Raw genomic sequence first — 18,454 nt, 5'->3', positions numbered from 1 at the left:
TCATGAAAAATCGACTACTGGCCCTCGCATTTCTGATGGCCACATTATCATCCTGTAGCGAATTCCTGAATCTGAAACCAGACTATCAGATCAGCGACCAGAGTTTTTACCAGAATCAGAATGATTTTGAAACGGCTCTAGTAGGCGTATACAGCACCACGCGCGGCTTATATAGCTCTAGCAATTTACTCTACATGAACGAGTTAACGACCGACAACACGGAAATTCAGTGGTCGTCGCCCTCGGCGGATGAAATGCAGATGGACCAGAATGCCGTCACGCCAACCAACGCGTTTGTGCGGGCCGTCTGGAGTACCTCTCTGTACACCATTGCGCAGAGTAGCAATATCCTGAATCGGATCGATGCGGTCAACTTCGATCAAACGGCGAAAAATCGAATCAAGGGCGAAGCACAGTTTTTACGGGCTTCCAGCTACTTTAATCTGGTACGTTGGTTCGGCAATGTGCCCATTACTAATCAGACATTCAGTAGTCCGGCTCAGGTTTCGTCAGCCGATTTGACGCTAAAACCGCAGGCAGAAGTTTACAAACAGATTATTGCCGATCTGACCAGTGCCGAAAGTCTGCTGCCCGCTACGTTGAATACGGATAGAACCCGGGCTTCACAAATGACCGCCAAAACGTTGCTCGGCAAAGTTTATCTGACGCAGAAATCGTACGATCTAGCCGCGACGAAGCTGAAAGAAGTAATCGATTCCAAACAGTATTCGCTAGTTGCCGATTACAAAACGCTTTCGACAAACGGCAATACGAACCTGGCCGAAACGATTCTGGAAGTTGATTTCCTGTCGGGGCAAACGCTGGGTAATAACTTTTCGGCTGTGTTTACGCCTGCGATTACCAGCATGGCTATTTTCCCCAATAATTCACAGGGTTCAGGACGTATCGTACCGACGCTGGATTTGATTCGGTCTTACGAAACTGGCGATTCGCGCAAAGCCATTTCTGTCAATGATTCCGTTACGTTGATCGGTGGGAAGAAATCGTACAGCCGCTACGGATTAAAATTCGTTGACTTTAAAGCAGTTGACCCCGGTGATGGTAGCGTTTCGTTTACGATTCTCCGCTACGCCGACGTATTACTGATGTATGCCGAAGCGCTAAACGAACAGGGTAAAACGTCAGATGCGCTGCCTTACCTCAATCAGGTGCGACAACGGTCGAAACTAGCGGCTTTGTCAGGATTGTCGCAGGCAGACATGCGTTTGGCACTCGAACGCGAACGGCGGTTCGAGTTTCTCTACGAAGGCCACCGCTGGTTCGATCTGGTACGTACAGGTCGGGCTCAAACGGTACTGAACGCCCATTATACGGCTCAAAAGCTCAATTTTTCGGTACAGGATTTCGAATTACTGTTCCCCATCCCACAAACCGAAATCGACCTAAATCCAGCCCTGAAGCAGAATACGGGATATTAGCGTTTTTGTCATGCTGACGAAGCCGGGCCGCCGGGGCGGAAGCATCTTAAGGTTTCCAAATTTGAGGGTAAGTAAAATTTAAGATGCTTCCGCCCCGGCGGCCCGGCTTCGTCAGCATGACAAAAATAGGCAGTGCTTAACCTTATTAACCCATGCGTACTCAACTTCTAACCTTCATCAGTGTATTGAGTATTGCCATTTTCGGCTTTACAAACAGCACCGATACGCCGAATCTGGACAACTCGACGCTACGTGGTAAATCGTTCAACAACATCACGCTGGAGTTGTCGCTTAAGCCTTTCAAAAAGAACGACAAAGCTTACATCCAGCAGGTTGCTACCGAACTTTTTACACAGTGGTCGTCGCTGCTACGTCATACGGATACCGTTTCGGTGATGCTCTGGACGTCGGATGGCTCCGAAATTCTGGATTATACCGGTAAGATGAGTCAGCCGCTAGAATGGGCTAAATATATGGGTAATCCGAACACCGAGCATGAAGTGGGTTCGGGGCCTGCCGATCTGTCGTTGCACCAGCGTGCCTTGCTGTACATGGAAAATCCGCCCGCTTTTACCTACGGCGATTTGAAGTTCATTATCCAATCGTTGAAGGAAGCGGGCAAGCAGATTACAGGAAAACCGATACGTATCGGTGCTACGTTTGATCCGGGGCCGGAGTTTGCCAAATCGGAGTTCAAGTACAAAAAACATCCGGAAATTCTGGGCGGCAATGCTATGGGTCATAAAACCATGGTTAGCTGTTATTCAACGCTTAACGTCGACAATCAAGCTTACGCGGGCTTCCCCAAGGGCATTCCAGCCAATACGTCCTTTGGTACGTTTCTGGGTCGGCAAAGTCAGCATTTTCTCACCGATTTGGGCTATGATTACATCTGGTTGAGTAATGGGTTTGGCTTTGGCGTAGAGGGCTGGTCATCGACCGGAGCCATTTTTAACGGGAAGGCTTTTGCACCCGAAAAACTGGCGAATACCCGCGAACTGATTGCTGGATTCTGGAACCTGTTTCGGAAAGAATGCCCTGCTTTTCAGATCCAGACGCGGGGCACCAACTTGTCGACCGGAGCCGACTTAGCGCGCGATGGCGTGGATTTGAAGCAGATTTACGGTGGAAATTACAACATGCTACCGCCACCCAATTCGCCCTGGGCCGCGCTGGATGGCGATTTCGGGCTGGAAATGGTCGGTTATATGTCGCGCATGGCCGAGCTGCCTGACGAGCGTTACCTGTTTCGCTACTACACGCATGATCCATGGTGGGTCAATAGCCCCTGGCTGGATCGATACGGGCAGGAGCCGCACGACATTTACCTACCGATGGCCGTAGCACGTATCAACGCAAAAGGCGAGATCAAGCTACCTACGCACCTGAACTTTCTGACGGCGGACAATACGTATGGCGAAATGCCCGCTGAAGTCCCCGACGAAGTGACACCGCATATTCTGAAAGCCCGTTACGATTCGCCGACAGCACCGGGACCGCTCGTCTGGGTATATCCGTTTGATGAGTATCACAACTGGGCGTACAAACAACCTGACCGGTTACCGGAAATTTACTACGGCGACTGGCTTATCCGACAAGCCATTAACAACGGTTTCCCACTAAATACCATTGTCTCTACGAATTCATTCCAGAAAGTCATTACGTCGAAACCCACTTATTTCAACGAATCTATCCTAGTTTCGATCGTTCCTGAAGCTAATTCTCCGCTCGAAAAATCGCTGATTACGTTCGTACAGAACGGTGGTAAACTACTTATATATGGCCCTGCCGATCATGCGGGACCAGCGTTTTTAAACCTGTTGAATTTGCAGAACGTAACGGCGCTAGAAGGTGATTTCCAGGTCAATTCGCGCATTACGTTCGATAAACTAGCCAAAGCGTATCCCGACAAGATTACTCACCGAGCCTTGTTTTCGGGGGGTGGCGTGGCAACTCAGGTGAAGGATAAAGTGGCTAATACCAATGTACTGGCGACAATGACGCAAGGTAATAACAGTCGCGACGTAGTATGGGTGCGCGAAAAACCCGACTGGAAAGGCGGGAAAGTGGCCTACGTGCGAGGCACCAATTCGAGCAAGTTTACGGGTGGCAAACTCCTGACTCCCGACGATCCCGAACAACTGTTTACCGGACCGTTGCTGATGCGTTACGTCCTAAAAGAGTTTGGTGTCGATTACCGAATTGATAAACGAAATCCATCCGTCAAAAACCCGGTTCTGACCATTTCACGTAGCAGCAACGGCTTTTTCTTTTCGGGTTATTGCCCCAATACTACCCTCACCCACCGATTCAAAATGCCGCAGGGGACGCCAATTCTAACTGGCTACGAAACAGAGTTGGAGAATGGCTATTCTGTGTATCATTTGCCCAAAGCCTGGCACCGGGAAAGTCGGTTCTTCATCGACCAGCAGGATGGAATTGTGTCTTGTCAGGAAATGACGTCGGGGGTGCAGCATATGAAACGGTGTGTCCGGTTAACCGGCCTCAAGAACGCGACGGTACGTATCTATCCCGATGAAGGCGTTACGGAACAGCGACTCCACGTTTATGCCAATACGGGCTATCCGTGGGGTAAAAAGCCACAAGTACCTTTCAAATCCGGCGACAAAAAGTACGGCAATCACTACGTAGTCGAAAACGCAACCGGCGATCTGGTGGTGTTTTGGTAGTAAGCAATTTTTCTTCCCCATGAAACTCTTATCCTACCTGCTGGGGCTTGGGCTTTTAGTCACGTTGGTTTCATTTTATGGAGCCAAGCCAGAGGCCGACCCTATCAATTACGCTACGTTAAAAGCGGCTTTCAAAAACCCGCCCATTACTGCCCGGCCCAAAGTGTATTGGTGGTGGCTTAATGGCTACGTCGATACGGTTCGGTTGAAAGAAGAACTGAAGTCCATTAAAAATGCCGGGCTGGGTGGTGTCGATATTTTTGAGATTGGCTTACCACCAGCCAGCGACCTAAATCAGGTGATTCCGGCGGGGCCAGCGTTTATGAGCGACGCGTCGGTGAAAACGATTCACATGGCAATCAAAGAATCTGGCAAACTTGGCCTGGAAGTGGGCTTAAATCTGGCGAGTAGCTGGAACGCGGGTGGTACGTGGGTGACGCCAAAACATGCTGCCAAAACAATTTATTTCTCAAAAACGACGCTTCAAGGGGCTGGCCAACAGGCAGTCAAACTACCATTTCCAACGATCACACCCGATAAACAAGGGAACAAACGGCCGATTGCTTACGGAGTAAATGGCAAACCGGCTTATTACGAAGAAATTGCCATCATCGCATTACCAGCGGGCCAGCAATCACAAATAGATACGACCAAAATTGTGAACGTATCGGCTTTTTTTGACCCCAAAACTGAGCAACTGAACTGGAAAGCTCCGGCAGGCAATTGGGATATTTACCGCTACGTCTGCTCCAATTCGGGCGAGCAATTGATACGTCCCACACCGAATTCGGTTGGCCCCATCATCGACCATTTTGATTCGACGGCGACGCGGATGCACGTCATGTATTTCATTAACAAGCTGAAGCCGCTCATTGGTGATTTTAGCAAGAGCCCACTTAAAAATCTGTACTTAGCCAGCTACGAAGCCAAGGAATTCACCTGGACCCCTACCCTACCTGCTACGTTCCGAAAATTGCACGGCTACGACCTGTACAAGTTCCTACCCGCCATTTTTAACAAAGATTGGTACCAGCCGGAATTAGCCAAAAGTTTTCAGTTCGATTTCGATAAAACGCTCTCCGAACTGATGATTAACAATCATTACCGGAAGTCGAAAGAAATCTGTAACAGCTATGGGTTACAGATTATTTCAGAGTCGGGTGGGCCGGGGCATTTGCACCATATTCCGGTCGAAACGCTGAAAGCATTAGGGGCGCTGGACGTACCGCGTGGCGAGTTCTGGTACAACCGCACCTTCTTCATGGAAGCCGACAAGGATAGTCTGGTGGATATGATTTATCTGGTCAAGGAAATCGCGGCTGCGTCGCACATTTACAAGCGCGGGATCGTCGAAGAGGAATCGTTCACAAGCTACTGGGACTGGCAGGAAGGCCCATCCGATCTGAAACCGCTGGCCGACCGCTCGTTTTGCGAAGGACTGAACCGTCTTGTCATTCATGGCTTTACGCATAATCCGTCGAGCATGGGTTATCCGGGAATTGCTTATTTTGCTGGTACCCACTACAACGACCGAAACGGCTGGTGGCCCAAGAGCAAACCGTTTAACGACTACCTCGGGCGCATTTCGCACATCCTGCAAAAAACCGACTTCGTGGCCGACGTACTGCATTATTACGGCGATAACATTCCGAACCTGATTCCACCCAAAAATACGCGCTACGTTGTTGGGCCGGGTTATGATTACGAAGTCATCAATACCGAAGTATTACTACGTGATCTGACGGTGGAGAATGGCCAGTGGGTGTTACCGGGTGTGGGTCGCTACGCCGTTTTGCATCTGGGTAATGAAGGGCGAATTCCGGCGGAAGTTCGGTCGAAACTAAAGCAGTTAACAGCAAAAGGAGCGCGACTGGTGGAACCAACAGCATCACCTTTGGACGCTTTACAAACCCTAAACATTGCCCCAGATTTCAGCTATCCCGATCAAAAAGCTGACCAGCGACACACGCCCATCGATTACATTCATTACCAACGTAGCGGTCTGGATTTTTATCTGGTACGTAATACAACCAATCAGTGGGTTTCCAAACCATGCCAATTTCGGCAGCAGGGCAAAACGCCCGAACTGTGGAATCCCGTTTTGGGAGACGTAACGCCTATAACGGGGTATAATCAGGCGGGAGGACGTACCAACGTAACGATTTCGCTTCCACCCTATGGCGCTTACTTTGTCGTTTTCAGCAAAAACGCTACGTCTCCGAATAATAATGTAGTGAATGCTAATGGCATAAATTTCGGGAACACAAAGCCCGTTATGACACTAACCGGTCCCTGGCAACTATCATTCCCAAAAGGCTGGGGCGCACCTGAATCTGCTACGTTACCGCAGCTAATTTCCTGGACGAAATCAGACGAAAAGGGCATTAAATACTTTTCGGGTATTGCTACGTATCAGAAAACCTTTCAATACAAACCGGAAGGTAATACGTCTAAAAATCAGCGAATTTATCTCGATTTAGGCTCGGTGGCGAAAGTGGGCGAAGTGTGGCTGAACAATAAACCGTTAGGTATCGTCTGGACTTCTCCCTACCGCGTTGACATCACAGACGTATTAAAATCAGGCGAGAATTTACTCAAGATCGACGTAGCAAATACGTGGTCAAATCGGCTCACGGGCGACGCCATAACCGGTGAAAAATTCACTAAAACGAACATCACGAAAGCGAATAAAAATCTTGTTCCCTGGGGCGAATTACCCCTGATTGAATCCGGTTTGCTAGGCCCTGTGACGATTCATACAGTCTCCACAACTCGTTAATCTACCGCCGAGATGAGAAAGAGTATCAGTGTATTTTTTGTCTTTTTGAACGTAGTGGTGCAGTTGGCAAACGCGCAACATGCTACGTATCAGCAGATTCAGCAGGGCTTCAAGAATCCACCACAGCAGGCCCGACCTAAAGTGTATTGGTGGTGGCTTAACGGAAATGTTGATACGTTGAGGATCAAGGAAGAATTAAACGCTATCAAAAACGCCGGAATTGGTGGCGTCGATATCTTCGAGATTGGTGTGTCGGCGGCTAACAATCCCAATGGCATGGTAAAAGCGGGGCCTGCATTTATGGGGAAAGAGTCTCTAAAAGCCATCGAAATCGCGATTCGGGAAGCTACCCGACTAAAGCTGGAAGTGGGTCTTAATTTAGCCAGTAGCTGGAATGCTGGCGGTAGTTGGATTGGGCCAAAATACGCTGCCAAGTCGATTTACTTTTCAAAAACTGTCGTTGACGGCGGAAATCAGCAAACTATAAAGTTACCCTTTCCAGAAATCTCAAAACTGGATGAGAAGGGCAAACCCCGCGTGATCGAGTACGGAGCGGATGGGAAACCCGTTTATCACCAGGAAATTGCCGTCATTGCCTTTCCGCTTCACGACAAAGCGACGACGCTGGATACGACCCAGATTGTTTCATTGTCGCGCCAATTCGATGCGGGTAAAGAAGTCCTGATTTGGAACGTACCGCCCGGCCAGTGGGAGGTTTATCGCTACGTTTGCACCAACTCAGGCGAACAATTGAAACTGCCTAGTTTTAATTCTAAAGGCCCAATCATCGACCACTTCGATTCGTCGGCCACGCGAGCGCATTTTCAGTATTTCATCAATAAGCTGAAACCTCGTTTGGGTGATTTTTCGAAGACGACATTAAAAACGTTGTATTTAGCGAGTTACGAAGCAACAGGATTTGTCTGGACGCCTTCGCTACCGGCCATGTTCAAAAAACTGCACGGCTATTCCATTGAAAAATTCCTCCCTGCACTATTCGATAAAAGCCTGCTGAAGCCAAGTCTGGCCGCTGATTTCCAACAAGATTTCAACCGAACTTTATCGGATTTGATGATTCAAAATCACTACCGAAAAGCGAGTGAAATTTGTCATGAAAATGGCTTACAGATTGCTTCCGAAGCTGGCGGGCCGGGACCACCACTTCATAACGTACCGGTCGAAACATTAAAAGCGTTGGGCGCACTGGATGTACCACGGGGTGAATTCTGGAGCCGATACGAGTATCTAGCGCCTGATAGTGTGGATATTATGTGGCTGGTAAAAGAGATTGCGGCCGCTGCGCACATCTACAAGCGACGCATGGTGGAGGAAGAATCGTTTACGAGTTTTCATCACTGGCAGGAAGGTCCGTTCGATCTAAAACCCATTGCTGACCGTGCCTTTTGCGAAGGGATGAACCGCGTTGTTATTCACGGGTTTAGCCACAATCCGACGGGTACGGGATTTCCCGGCATTGTCTACAGCGCCGGTACGCACTTCAATGATAAACAGACCTGGTGGCCAAAGGTCAAGCCGTTTACAGATTACTTGGGGCGCGTGTCACACGTATTGCAAAACACCAATTTTGTGGCCGATGTTGTCTATTATTACGGCGATCAGGTACCGAATTTCGTAGCGCCTAAAAACACGCGTTTCACTGCGGGGAAAGGCTATGATTACGAGATCATTAACACTGACATTCTGCTAAACGATCTGACCGTAAAAAATGGGCAATTAGCGCTGTCGAATGGTGCCCGATTTAAAGTGCTGGCCTTCGATAAAACGGCAAAAATCCCGCCGGCGGTACTTGCCAAACTCCGTCAGCTAGCAAAACAAGGGGCACTTATTAGTGGTCCCTCTTTCTCTGACCTAACTCCGCTGACGTTACTACAAAAGCAGGCCTTAAAACCTGATTTCAGCCATTCAGACGCGGCTTCTTCACCCTTGGATTACGTCCATTATCGTCAGCAGGACACTGATTTTTATCTGGTCAGAAATACGACGGCAAAGTGGCTTTCGAAACAAACAGCGTTTCGGCAAAGCGGGAAAGCGCCCGAGCTATGGAACCCCGTTACGGGATCTATTACGCCAATTTCGATTTACTCACAGGAGGGCCAGCAGCTCAGTTTACCGCTTACGTTACCTCCGTATGGTTCCTGTTTTGTCGTTTTTCGAAAATTAGTCAACCAGCCTCATTTTACGAAAATCAACGCGATGAACGAGCTACCTCTATTTGAGTACACCGCTAATGGAGTTCGTTTCTTAACGTCGGGCGTAGTCGAGTTAGCCGGTAAAGCGAAATCGCCGGAACGGGTCAAAACGCAAATCATTTCGCAACCTATAAGCGGTTCCTGGCAACTACATTTCCCGAAAAACTGGGGCGCTCCTGAAACCGTTACGTTCCCTCAATTGATTTCCTGGACAGACTCCGAACAGTTGGGTATCAAGTATTTTTCGGGTATCGGTACCTATGAAAAAACGTTTTCCTTTACTACGTCCGTCGACCCATCTAGCAACGAACGTATTTACTTAGATCTTGGCAAGCTATCAGAAATTGCCGATGTTTGGCTGAACGGAAAGCACCTCGGTATTACGTGGTCCGAACCGTATCGCTTTGATATTACCAACGTAGTACGGAAAGGTGATAATCAGCTTAAAATTGACGTAGCGAACACGTGGTCGAATCGGCTTACGGGCGACGCTATAACGGGTGAAAAATATACCAATGCCAATATTTCGATTGGCTATAAAGGCGCTCCCTGGAAACAGGTTCCGCTGATTGAATCAGGATTATTGGGACCGGTCACGATTCAAACGATAAGAACTACCCGCAATGATTAAGCTGTTTTTTTTATTCACTACGCTGCTAATTCCTGTTTTTGGTGTGAAGGCTCAACAGGCCGATTCCGCTACTTATCTGGCTGATATAAAGAATGAACTGAACACCGTCTGGCCGAAAAACCGCACGGTCAATCTGGTGTTTCATGGGCATTCCGTGCCGGCCGGGTTCTGGCACGATCACGAAGTTCATACGTTAGAATCGTATCCAAATCTGGTACTGCAAAAACTCAAAAAGCAGTATCCTTACGCGGTTATCAACGTAATTGTGACCGCTATCGGAGGGGAAAACGCCATTAAAGGACAAACCCGGTTTGAGTCGAATGTACTCAATCACAAGCCCGATGTACTTTTTATTGATTACGCCCTGAACGACCGCTTTTCCGATATTACCAAAGTGCGCGAAGCCTGGGAGAAAATGATTCAGGCGGCATTGGCAAAGGGGGTAAAAGTCATTCTGTTAACCCCTTCACCTGACCAGCGAATAGACATTTCGGATGCCAAAAATCCATTAGAACCGTACGTATTGCAGATTCGGCAACTGGCTAGTCAGCATCACATTGGTCTGGCTGACCCCTATCCGAAATTTCAGCAGATTGTCAAACAGGGAGAACTCACCAAGTACATGTCGCATGTTAATCACCCGAATCAGGCCGGGCATGAAATCATTGCGGATGAAATTATAAAATGGCTTAAGAAATAACGTACTACTTCTCACGTAGCGCGTGATCAGGATTGGCAATAACGGCAAATTTGTATTTGTCGCCGTGGTAATACGACTGCTCAATTTCTACAACTTTATCCCCTGTACAGATCACTGCGCTATCCAGCACAAAAACGGGAGTTGGTTTACTAAGGTCAAAATTGGTGGTGTTCGGCTCCAGAATTTTCACGCTCAGCGTTTGTTGTACCTCCGTGATTCTCAGATGATACGTATTTTCGTAGACTCTGAAATAAGACACTTCCGTGGGTATCCGGTTGATCTTAGGGCACATCGTGATCGAGATGTATTTGACTTCATCTTTGATCAGTAACTCATCGGCATACCGAAGTTGGTGCAGTTTCAGTACCGGCCCTTCAATGATAAAATGACGTCCATTGATTTCGGTCGAAATCCCGTCTGGTAGCACCGTTTTTTCCAGAACAATGTTCTTGGGGGTAAAGCCCTCGGCAATCAGACTATCGTGAAACCCACGTCGGGTAGCATAAATCGAGCCTAATGTTCGCAGCAGATGATGGTCTTCGGTTCGGTTCAGTACGTAGGTACCCTTCCCCTTGATGCGCCGGGCCCAGCCTTTCGACTCGATCTCAAGCAGCGTTTTGCGAGCGGTCGTATTACTTACATTAAAGGTTTTTATGAGTTCGTTTTCCGACGGAATCTGGTCGCCGGGTTGTAATTCACCCCGTTTTATTTTCTCGATGATCTGTTCACTCAATGCAATAAACTTCGCCTTTCCTGTAGCGATTACTCGTTTTTTATCAGTCAGAGCAAGCTCATTATTTGGCAAGTCACCCATTCGCTGTGGACAGTAGTTCGATCGTTTGCAAACCAGTAGGACTAATTAATTGGAGAACGTAACGCCTGTGAACTTACCGGACTAGTAACAGTGCCCCTGTACGAACGGTTTTCGTCCCCAATAAATCAATCATTTCAATTCGGTACATATATTGCCCCGAGGACGCAACTTGCCCATTGGCGTTACCATCCCAGCCTTTCGACTTATCTGTTGAGTTGTAAATGACTTCGCCCCAACGGGAGTAAATTGTCATGCTGAACTTGTCAACATAAATCCCTTTGGCAACAAATACGTCATTGATACCATCGCCATTGGGCGTAAACGCATCCGGCACCAGAATTCGGGCCTGAAGCTCAATGGAAAAGAAATTAGAATAACTCCTTACCCCATTACTGGACAATGCTACCACCCGAAATCGCTGCGTTTGTAAGGCCGGATCATTTAGATCAAGAGGATGACGCAAAAGCATACCTTTCTTTTCTTCGCGAAGCGTCCCGTTCGTAGAATCAAGTATTTCAACACTGTATTCAGTAACACCGCCCGTTAAAAAAGGTGATTCTGAAGTCCATTTTATACTTGTCGGCGATTCTGAACTTAGATATACGGTACAAACCGGTGTTGAGGGAGCCGAAGTAAGGCCGCAGCTATTCCGATACGTTACCTGATAGCAGTACGAACCGGTTGATGCATTAACGGATGTATCTGAATACGCACTACGTCGGTCGAGGCTGATAATTGGTTCATACGTTCCCGTGACGCCCTGCGCGCGGCTAATGACCATTGTATAAGTAGAGGTAGTTGTATTCAGGCCGGTTGGTGGCGTAGTGACGAGCCGCGGATGATTGCCTTCAACAGACACCGTAGCATTCGTTACGTTGCCGGGAGGCTCGGTATTGGTACCCGTTACGCAGGTTGTATTCGACGTAATGGTAACATTTGGTGATCCCTGAAGGGTAGCCTGTACTTGATAGCAATACTGCTGGCCGCAAATAACGTTTTCGTTATCCTGATACGTTCCTGTTGCCTTATTTGTAATAACAGACCCAGTCAGCGATCCGTTACGTAGTACACGATAATTCACAAATTGGCCTGCGCCTGTGTACGGTTGCCAGTTTATAGTGTTCTGCTTATTCGCTGTTTGTACCACCATTGGTATACTGCAAACCTCCTCCGATTGGGCAAGCGAATTACTGCATTCATTTATCACCCCTACCTTAAAGCACTGCACTTGTGTAGCATCAGTTTGAATAGTAAACTGACCAGTAGTGGATTTTAAACCTGTATCTGTATAAGTATTTCCAACTTTACGAAAAAGCGATACGTTCGCACCTGTCGCCCCTTGATACCCTATCGCAATTGCACTAGCATTACTTATGTAGAGAGATGTAATAGTAGATGCTCCTGCTGAGTTTGTTACGTTAACAGTTTGTGAAGTAGATGTTCCTGGGCAAAGTGTAGCAACCGAATTCCCGGAAGCAGTGGAGTAACTTCCTGCAACAGATATGGTGTATGATCCAGGATTAGTATATACATGGGAGGGAATACTGGCTTTATCAAAGGTCACTGGCTGTGTTTGATCCCCCCAACGAAGTTGATAGAAATCGTATTCACCCAGTGTCGAAGGATCGAGCGCGATTGTAACCTGCTTATTAGCACACACCTTAGTTGTAAACTTGACGGGATCTATGGGAACAATCTTTACTACTTCACATTTTACAGAACCTGCGCCATTACTACCTACCTGAAGTATTGTATAAGAACCAGGTCTAGTATAAGTCCAATTAGTTCCATTAGCAAACGTAGTACTGTTAGTTATTGAAGTTCCATCATAATCAAAAATATATTTAGGAGTTCCTATAGATGGCCCATTAATGACATTGACAGGACTTCCAACGCACATTTTTGGGGTCACCAAAGTAAACGCGCCCTCAGAAGCGGCTCCTGGATTTTTACAGACATTCTGATTTTGAGCCTGAGTTGTATAACCATACGCAAAAATGATGGCAAGGAACATAGCAATTCTTTGCAACGAGTTGGAGTTCACCCTAACATCAGTCAGCCACAGTCGTAATAGTCGCACAGAGAGTAAAATTTTATCGTCCCAGGAAGTAATGGTTTCTATTTCGTAAAAAACGTCAAATCAGACATTTTCGCGTCTGGCGAAACGTATCTTTCCTAAAATCAGTTTTCAGGTAGAATTTGCCAGCGTCCACGCATATAGTATGTTGGACTGCAAACAACTATTAAAGTATCAAAGATAATTCGTTTGATACGCATCAACCAAACAGATGAGCAATAATAGTACCAATACGGGGGCGTCGGAAAGTGAAAACCCAGGACGTACCCAGCCTACCGAACTACCCGTTATTCACCTCGACCGTATTGAAGAAGCGATAGCCGATATCAGGGCCGGAAAAATCGTCATTGTGGTCGACGATGAAGATCGTGAGAACGAGGGCGATATGATTTGCGCTGCCGAAATGACCACACCAGAGATGGTCAATTTCATGGTACGCGAAGCCCGCGGACTGATGTGTGCCCCTATCACCGAAGCCCGTTGCCAGGAGCTGGGGCTCGATATGATGGTGGCCAGCAATACGTCGGTGCATACGACGCCGTTTACCGTTTCTGTCGATTTGCTGGGCAACGGTTGCACCACAGGCATTTCAGCTTCAGACCGGGCCAAAACCATTCAGGCACTGGTCGATCCGAACACGACACCCGAAGATTTAGGACGTCCTGGACATATTTTTCCGTTACGTGCCGCAGAAGGTGGAGTTATCCGGCGGGCTGGCCATACCGAAGCAGCCATCGATCTGGCCCGACTGGCTGGACTTAAGCCGGCCGGTGTTCTGATTGAAGTACTGAACGAAGACGGCACCATGGCCCGCCTGCCTGAGTTGCGTGTCATGGCCGACCGATTTGGGATGAAACTTGTCAGTATTCAGGATCTGATTGAGTACCGCCTACGTAACGAAACCCTCATCCGGCGCGAAATCGGTGTTGATCTGCCTACCGAATGGGGCCATTTTGATCTGATCGCATATAAGCAAAGCAACACCGGCGACACGCATCTGGCTCTGGTAAAAGGGACTTGGGAACCGAATGAGCCAATACTGGTGCGGGTTCACTCGTCGTGTATTACGGGCGATATTTTTGGTTCGTGCCGCTGCGACTGTGGTGCTCAACTGCATAAATCCCTGCAAATGGTCGAAGAAGCGGGAAAAGGTGTGGTGGTCTATATGTTTCAGGAAGGACGTGGCATTGGGCTCATGAATAAACTGAAAGCCTACAAACTTCAGGAAATGGGCCGCGACACGGTAGAAGCCAACCTTGAACTGGGCCTGCCAATGGACGCCCGCGATTACGGTGTCGGGGCACAGATTCTGCGCGATTTAGGTGTACGGAAACTGCGCCTTCTCTCGAACAATCCGCGTAAACGCGCCGGTTTGATGGGGTATGGACTGGAAATTGTGGACACCGTTCCGATCGAAATTCCTTCTAACCCCCACAACGAAACGTACCTACGTACCAAGCGCGACAAGATGGGACATACCATCATGAACGAGCCGGTGAACCATGAACAATAAATAAAGTTTACGGCTCTCTGGTTACTGTTTTCAGTTAGCTAATGCATCGTTAGCGTGCATCGTCCAATAGAAAACGGTAACCAGAAAACTGCAAACAGAAACTCCAATGAAGCCGTCATTCCATGAACTCATAAATGGCGACACACCCGTTCTGGTCGATTTTTACGCCGACTGGTGTGGTCCCTGCAAGCAGCAGGCGCCGATTCTGAAGCAATTAACCGAGCGCGTCGGAGAAAAGGTACGTATCATTAAAATTGATGTCGACCGGGCACAGGCTGCCGCTAACCAATACCAGATACGTAGCATTCCGACGATGATTATGTTTAAAAACGGAAAGATTGTCTGGCGGCAATCCGGTGTTCAGCCACTGCATACGCTCGAAGGTCTAGTGAAGCAGTTCGGCGGGTAACGTAGCGTTTGCTACGTTCGTTACTACGTCAGGTTTGCATGTAACGTCCATAAAAATAGCCCGATTGCTACGTAGCAATCGGGCTATTTTTATGGACGTTACGTTAATCGCGTTTGCCGCTCATATACGTCTTGTTACCGTTCTTATTGATGTAGTACTTGCCACCGCGCGGACCAGTCATTACTTTCTCTCCGTTCGGGCCTTTCATCGACGCATCAACGGGCGCTTTATAATCCTCAGGCTTCGCTTTCTCTTCCTTCATCGACGCTTTAGCCATTTTATCGGCTTTATCCGTCGACTTGGCTATCTTATCGTCTTTCAAACCCGCGTTTGCAGCCATTTTGTCGGCCTTTTTCTCAGCCTTATCCATTTTGGCATCTACTTTAGCGGCTTTATCGTCGGCTTTCTTTTCGGCTTTAGCTGTCTCTTTAGCCGCTTTTTTCTCTGCTTTCGCTTCTGCCTTTGCTACGTCGTCGCCGGTGGCTTTTGCGTCTTTTTTAGCCTCTTTGGCCGCATCCTTAGCGGCTTTTTTCTCTTCTTTCGCAGCCATTTTAGCTGATGCATCGGCTTCCTTCATTTCTTTCTTCGCTTTCTTTTTGCCTGCGTCATCCTGGGCCATGCCCTTGTAGGCCACAAGCAGACTAAGAACGAGGCACATTGCTGAAAGGATCTTTTTCATGACAATTGCTTGATTTAGTGAATTTATAAAGTTAGGAAAAGGTATTTACGCCGGAAAGATGAGTATAAAATCACGATTCTACCAGTGAAAAAGACTTAAAAAATGCTTAAATTTGACTAAGAAATTTTTACCGCTTGTTGACTAATCAACAGCCTATTACGTCTTACTGTTTTCAGGTCTGTTTTATTTTGCGGCTACTTCTTTCTCCTGATCGATGTCTATTGCAACTCCGTCACGTGCGCTAACGCCTGCCGATTATCTCAAACGCTATTATGGTTACGACCGCTTCCGGCCGATGCAGGAAGCCATCATCCAATCAATAGTAGGTGGGCGCGATACGGTCGTTCTAATGCCAACCGGAGGAGGCAAATCGGTTTGTTTTCAGATTCCGGCTTTAATGATGCCGGGCCTTACCGTCGTCGTTTCTCCCCTGATTGCCTTAATGAAAGACCAGGTCGAAGCGTTGCACATGAACGGGATTTCGGCGGCATATTACAACAGTACGCAGACGACCCGCGAACAGCGTGACATTGAGGACGATTGCTTGAGAGGGAAATTGAAGCTACTCTACGTATCGCCGGAGAAATTGTTGACGGAATCGTTCTTCAATTTCCTGCAACGAGCCAACGTATCGCTGTTTGCCATCGACGAAGCGCACTGCATATCGTCGTGGGGGCACGATTTCCGGCCGGAATACACGCAGTTGCACGTACTGAAATCGAAGTTCCCGAACGTACCAACCATTGCCCTCACAGCCACCGCCGACAAACTCACCCGCCACGATATTGCTACCCAGCTTGGTATGAACGACCCGGCGGTGTTTGTGGCGTCGTTTAACCGTACTAACCTGAGTTTGCAGGTGCTACCGGGGCAGAATCGTATTCAGCAGATTACAAAACTGCTGCAACAGAAACCCGATACGTCGGGCATTATTTATTGCCTGAGTCGCAAATCGACCGAATCGCTGGCGGCTAAATTGCAGGAAAAAGGGTTCAGTGCGGCTTTCTATCACGCCAAGATGGACCCTGACGACCGGGCTCGTACGCAGGAGGCTTTCCTGCGCGACGATGTACGTATCATCTGCGCCACAATTGCGTTCGGGATGGGCATCGACAAATCGAACGTTCGCTGGGTGATTCATTACAATTTGCCCAAAAACATCGAAAGCTTTTATCAGGAAATCGGACGTGCCGGCCGCGATGGGGCTGCCGCCCAAACGGTGCTTTTTTACAGTTTCGCCGACGTAGCAACGTACAAAGAGATGCTCGCTGAAAACAGCCCGGCGAATCTTGGGTTGCAGTTGGCCAAACTGGAACGGATGCAGCAATACGCCGACGCGCACACCTGCCGACGCCAGATTCTGCTTTCCTATTTTTCGGAGGAACTGTCGGAGCCCTGCGGCAACTGCGACGTTTGCCGCGACCCGCGTGTTACGTTCGACGGAACAATTCTGGCGCAGAAAGCCCTGTCGGCCATGATTCGTACCGGCGAACGGGTGCCCATGAATCTGCTCATTGATATACTACGTGGTTCCCGCAGCCAGCAGGTGCTTCAGGGAGGCTACGATCAGGTGAAAACCTACGGCGCTGGTCGCGATATCCGTTTTGAAGACTGGCGGAATTATCTACACCAGCTCATCAATATCGGTGTTATTGAGGTTGCCTACGATAATCATTACGCGTTACGTCGGGGTATTCTGGCCGATCAGGTTTTATACGGCGGTCGTAAAATTGACCTGGTACGTCCCGACGATGCGCCAAAGCCAGTGGTCGAGAAAACCCGGACGAAGACAGAATCGCAACGCGACGAGTTGTTCGAGCGGCTTCGGGCGCTACGTAAGAAAGTGGCCGACGAGCAAAACGTACCGGCTTACGTTATTTTCACCGACACTACGTTGGAAGACATGGCCCGTCAGCGGCCTACCACGCCCGATGCGCTACGTAACGTCAGCGGAGTTGGCGAACGTAAACTCCAACTTTTCGGGAAGCAGTTTCTGGATACGATTGTGAGTTACGTTCGGGGGCGGGTTCAGGCAGGCGAAAAGCCCAAAGGTTCGACCCAATTAACTACCCTCGATTTGTTTAATCAGGGACTAAGCATTGAGGAGATTGCCACCGAACGACAACTCACTCCTGGGTCTATTGCTGCTCATCTGGTACAGCTTTCAAAATCGGGTTACACAATCGATCTGGCTTCCTTGATTAATCCAAATGAACGACAGGAAATCGAAAAGGCGATTCTGACTGTAGGGCTGGTAGAGGGCCGTTTAAAGCCCATTTTTGACCATTTGGGAGGTCGTTACGATTACAGTAAAATTACCATTGTAGCAGGACTTCTGTAACAAAAAAATCCAGTTTTACACTGTACCGTTGGATAATTCATAGAAAGACCGTTTGGTATATACCCGGCAATACCCTATATTCGTATTCATGTCTTTAGTAAAGCCCGTTACGTCAGTACGGGTTTTATTATGTTTATGTCTCATAACAACAAATGGTATTTTGATTAAAGAA

The 18,454-nt window shown here is 48.2% G+C and carries 12 protein-coding genes; 8 read left to right on the top strand and 4 right to left on the bottom strand.

All coding sequences use genetic code 11. The annotated features are described in order from the left end of the window. Positions 1 to 2: 2 nt before the first annotated feature. From ACYVF1_RS07225 to ACYVF1_RS07205, 5 genes are all read left to right on the top strand, one after another. Positions 3 to 1,439 carry a RagB/SusD family nutrient uptake outer membrane protein gene (locus ACYVF1_RS07225; protein ID WP_461077054.1) on the top strand — a complete coding sequence of 479 codons (1,437 nt, stop codon included), beginning with the start codon at positions 3 to 5 and terminating at the stop codon, positions 1,437 to 1,439. 152 nt (positions 1,440 to 1,591) lie between these two features. After that, entirely contained in the window at positions 1,592 to 4,129 is a 2,538-nt protein-coding gene (locus ACYVF1_RS07220) for a hypothetical protein (RefSeq protein ID WP_461077052.1), read from the top strand. A gap of 19 nt (positions 4,130 to 4,148) precedes the next feature. Then, positions 4,149 to 6,908, top strand: coding sequence for a glycosyl hydrolase (locus ACYVF1_RS07215; RefSeq protein WP_461077050.1), 2,760 nt, complete (start codon positions 4,149 to 4,151; stop codon positions 6,906 to 6,908). Between the two features lie 12 nt (positions 6,909 to 6,920). Next, positions 6,921 to 9,749: a glycosyl hydrolase gene (locus ACYVF1_RS07210; RefSeq protein WP_461077048.1), complete on the top strand. Its 2,829-nt coding sequence runs from the start codon at positions 6,921 to 6,923 to the stop codon at positions 9,747 to 9,749. Continuing rightward, entirely contained in the window at positions 9,742 to 10,449 is a 708-nt protein-coding gene (locus ACYVF1_RS07205; RefSeq protein WP_461077046.1) for an SGNH/GDSL hydrolase family protein, read from the top strand. Before ACYVF1_RS07210 ends, ACYVF1_RS07205 begins: the two co-directional genes overlap by 8 nt. 4 nt (positions 10,450 to 10,453) lie before the next feature. Here the strand turns inward: ACYVF1_RS07205 and ACYVF1_RS07200 are convergent, their stop codons facing one another. After that, complete coding sequence (locus ACYVF1_RS07200) at positions 10,454 to 11,263, bottom strand: GntR family transcriptional regulator (RefSeq protein ID WP_461077044.1); 810 nt, start codon at positions 11,261 to 11,263, stop codon at positions 10,454 to 10,456. Positions 11,264 to 11,336: 73 nt separating this feature from the next. Beyond that, on the bottom strand, positions 11,337 to 12,413 hold the full coding sequence (locus ACYVF1_RS07195) for a gliding motility-associated C-terminal domain-containing protein (RefSeq protein WP_461077042.1): 1,077 nt from the start codon (positions 12,411 to 12,413) through the stop codon (positions 11,337 to 11,339). A gap of 1,138 nt (positions 12,414 to 13,551) precedes the next feature. On the opposite strand from ACYVF1_RS07195, the gene ACYVF1_RS07190 reads away from it, so the two are divergent. Continuing rightward, positions 13,552 to 14,853, top strand: a complete 1,302-nt coding sequence (locus ACYVF1_RS07190; protein ID WP_461077040.1) for a bifunctional 3,4-dihydroxy-2-butanone-4-phosphate synthase/GTP cyclohydrolase II — start codon at positions 13,552 to 13,554, stop codon at positions 14,851 to 14,853. A gap of 106 nt (positions 14,854 to 14,959) precedes the next feature. Then, positions 14,960 to 15,262, top strand: a complete 303-nt coding sequence (trxA, locus tag ACYVF1_RS07185; RefSeq protein WP_461077038.1) for a thioredoxin — start codon at positions 14,960 to 14,962, stop codon at positions 15,260 to 15,262. 103 nt (positions 15,263 to 15,365) lie between these two features. On the opposite strand, the gene ACYVF1_RS07180 is transcribed toward trxA, so the two are convergent. Beyond that, on the bottom strand, positions 15,366 to 15,941 hold the full coding sequence (locus ACYVF1_RS07180; protein WP_461077036.1) for a hypothetical protein: 576 nt from the start codon (positions 15,939 to 15,941) through the stop codon (positions 15,366 to 15,368). 214 nt (positions 15,942 to 16,155) lie between these two features. On the opposite strand from ACYVF1_RS07180, the gene recQ reads away from it, so the two are divergent. Next, positions 16,156 to 18,282: a DNA helicase RecQ gene (recQ, locus tag ACYVF1_RS07175; protein ID WP_461077034.1), complete on the top strand. Its 2,127-nt coding sequence runs from the start codon at positions 16,156 to 16,158 to the stop codon at positions 18,280 to 18,282. 15 nt (positions 18,283 to 18,297) lie between these two features. Here recQ and ACYVF1_RS07170 read toward each other — a convergent pair whose 3' ends face one another. Then, entirely contained in the window at positions 18,298 to 18,426 is a 129-nt protein-coding gene (locus ACYVF1_RS07170) for a hypothetical protein (RefSeq protein ID WP_461077032.1), read from the bottom strand. Between the last annotated feature and the right edge of the window lie 28 nt (positions 18,427 to 18,454).

It is taken from the genome of Spirosoma flavus, from assembly GCF_054778555.1.
This window is presented reverse-complemented; position numbering and strand designations above follow the sequence as displayed.

Excerpts from the sequence above, each read along its gene's own strand:
- ACYVF1_RS07225 (WP_461077054.1), top strand. The coding sequence starts at position 3 with ATGAAAAATCGACTACTGGCCCTCGCATTTCTGATGGCCACATTATCA.
- ACYVF1_RS07220 (WP_461077052.1), top strand. The coding sequence starts at position 1,592 with ATGCGTACTCAACTTCTAACCTTCATCAGTGTATTGAGTATTGCCATT.
- ACYVF1_RS07215 (WP_461077050.1), top strand. The coding sequence starts at position 4,149 with ATGAAACTCTTATCCTACCTGCTGGGGCTTGGGCTTTTAGTCACGTTG.
- ACYVF1_RS07210 (WP_461077048.1), top strand. The coding sequence starts at position 6,921 with ATGAGAAAGAGTATCAGTGTATTTTTTGTCTTTTTGAACGTAGTGGTG.
- ACYVF1_RS07205 (WP_461077046.1), top strand. The coding sequence starts at position 9,742 with ATGATTAAGCTGTTTTTTTTATTCACTACGCTGCTAATTCCTGTTTTT.
- ACYVF1_RS07200 (WP_461077044.1), bottom strand. The coding sequence starts at position 11,263 with ATGGGTGACTTGCCAAATAATGAGCTTGCTCTGACTGATAAAAAACGA.
- ACYVF1_RS07195 (WP_461077042.1), bottom strand. The coding sequence starts at position 12,413 with ATGGTGGTACAAACAGCGAATAAGCAGAACACTATAAACTGGCAACCG.
- ACYVF1_RS07190 (WP_461077040.1), top strand. The coding sequence starts at position 13,552 with ATGAGCAATAATAGTACCAATACGGGGGCGTCGGAAAGTGAAAACCCA.
- trxA (WP_461077038.1), top strand. The coding sequence starts at position 14,960 with ATGAAGCCGTCATTCCATGAACTCATAAATGGCGACACACCCGTTCTG.
- ACYVF1_RS07180 (WP_461077036.1), bottom strand. The coding sequence starts at position 15,941 with ATGAAAAAGATCCTTTCAGCAATGTGCCTCGTTCTTAGTCTGCTTGTG.
- recQ (WP_461077034.1), top strand. The coding sequence starts at position 16,156 with ATGTCTATTGCAACTCCGTCACGTGCGCTAACGCCTGCCGATTATCTC.
- ACYVF1_RS07170 (WP_461077032.1), bottom strand. The coding sequence starts at position 18,426 with ATGAGACATAAACATAATAAAACCCGTACTGACGTAACGGGCTTTACT.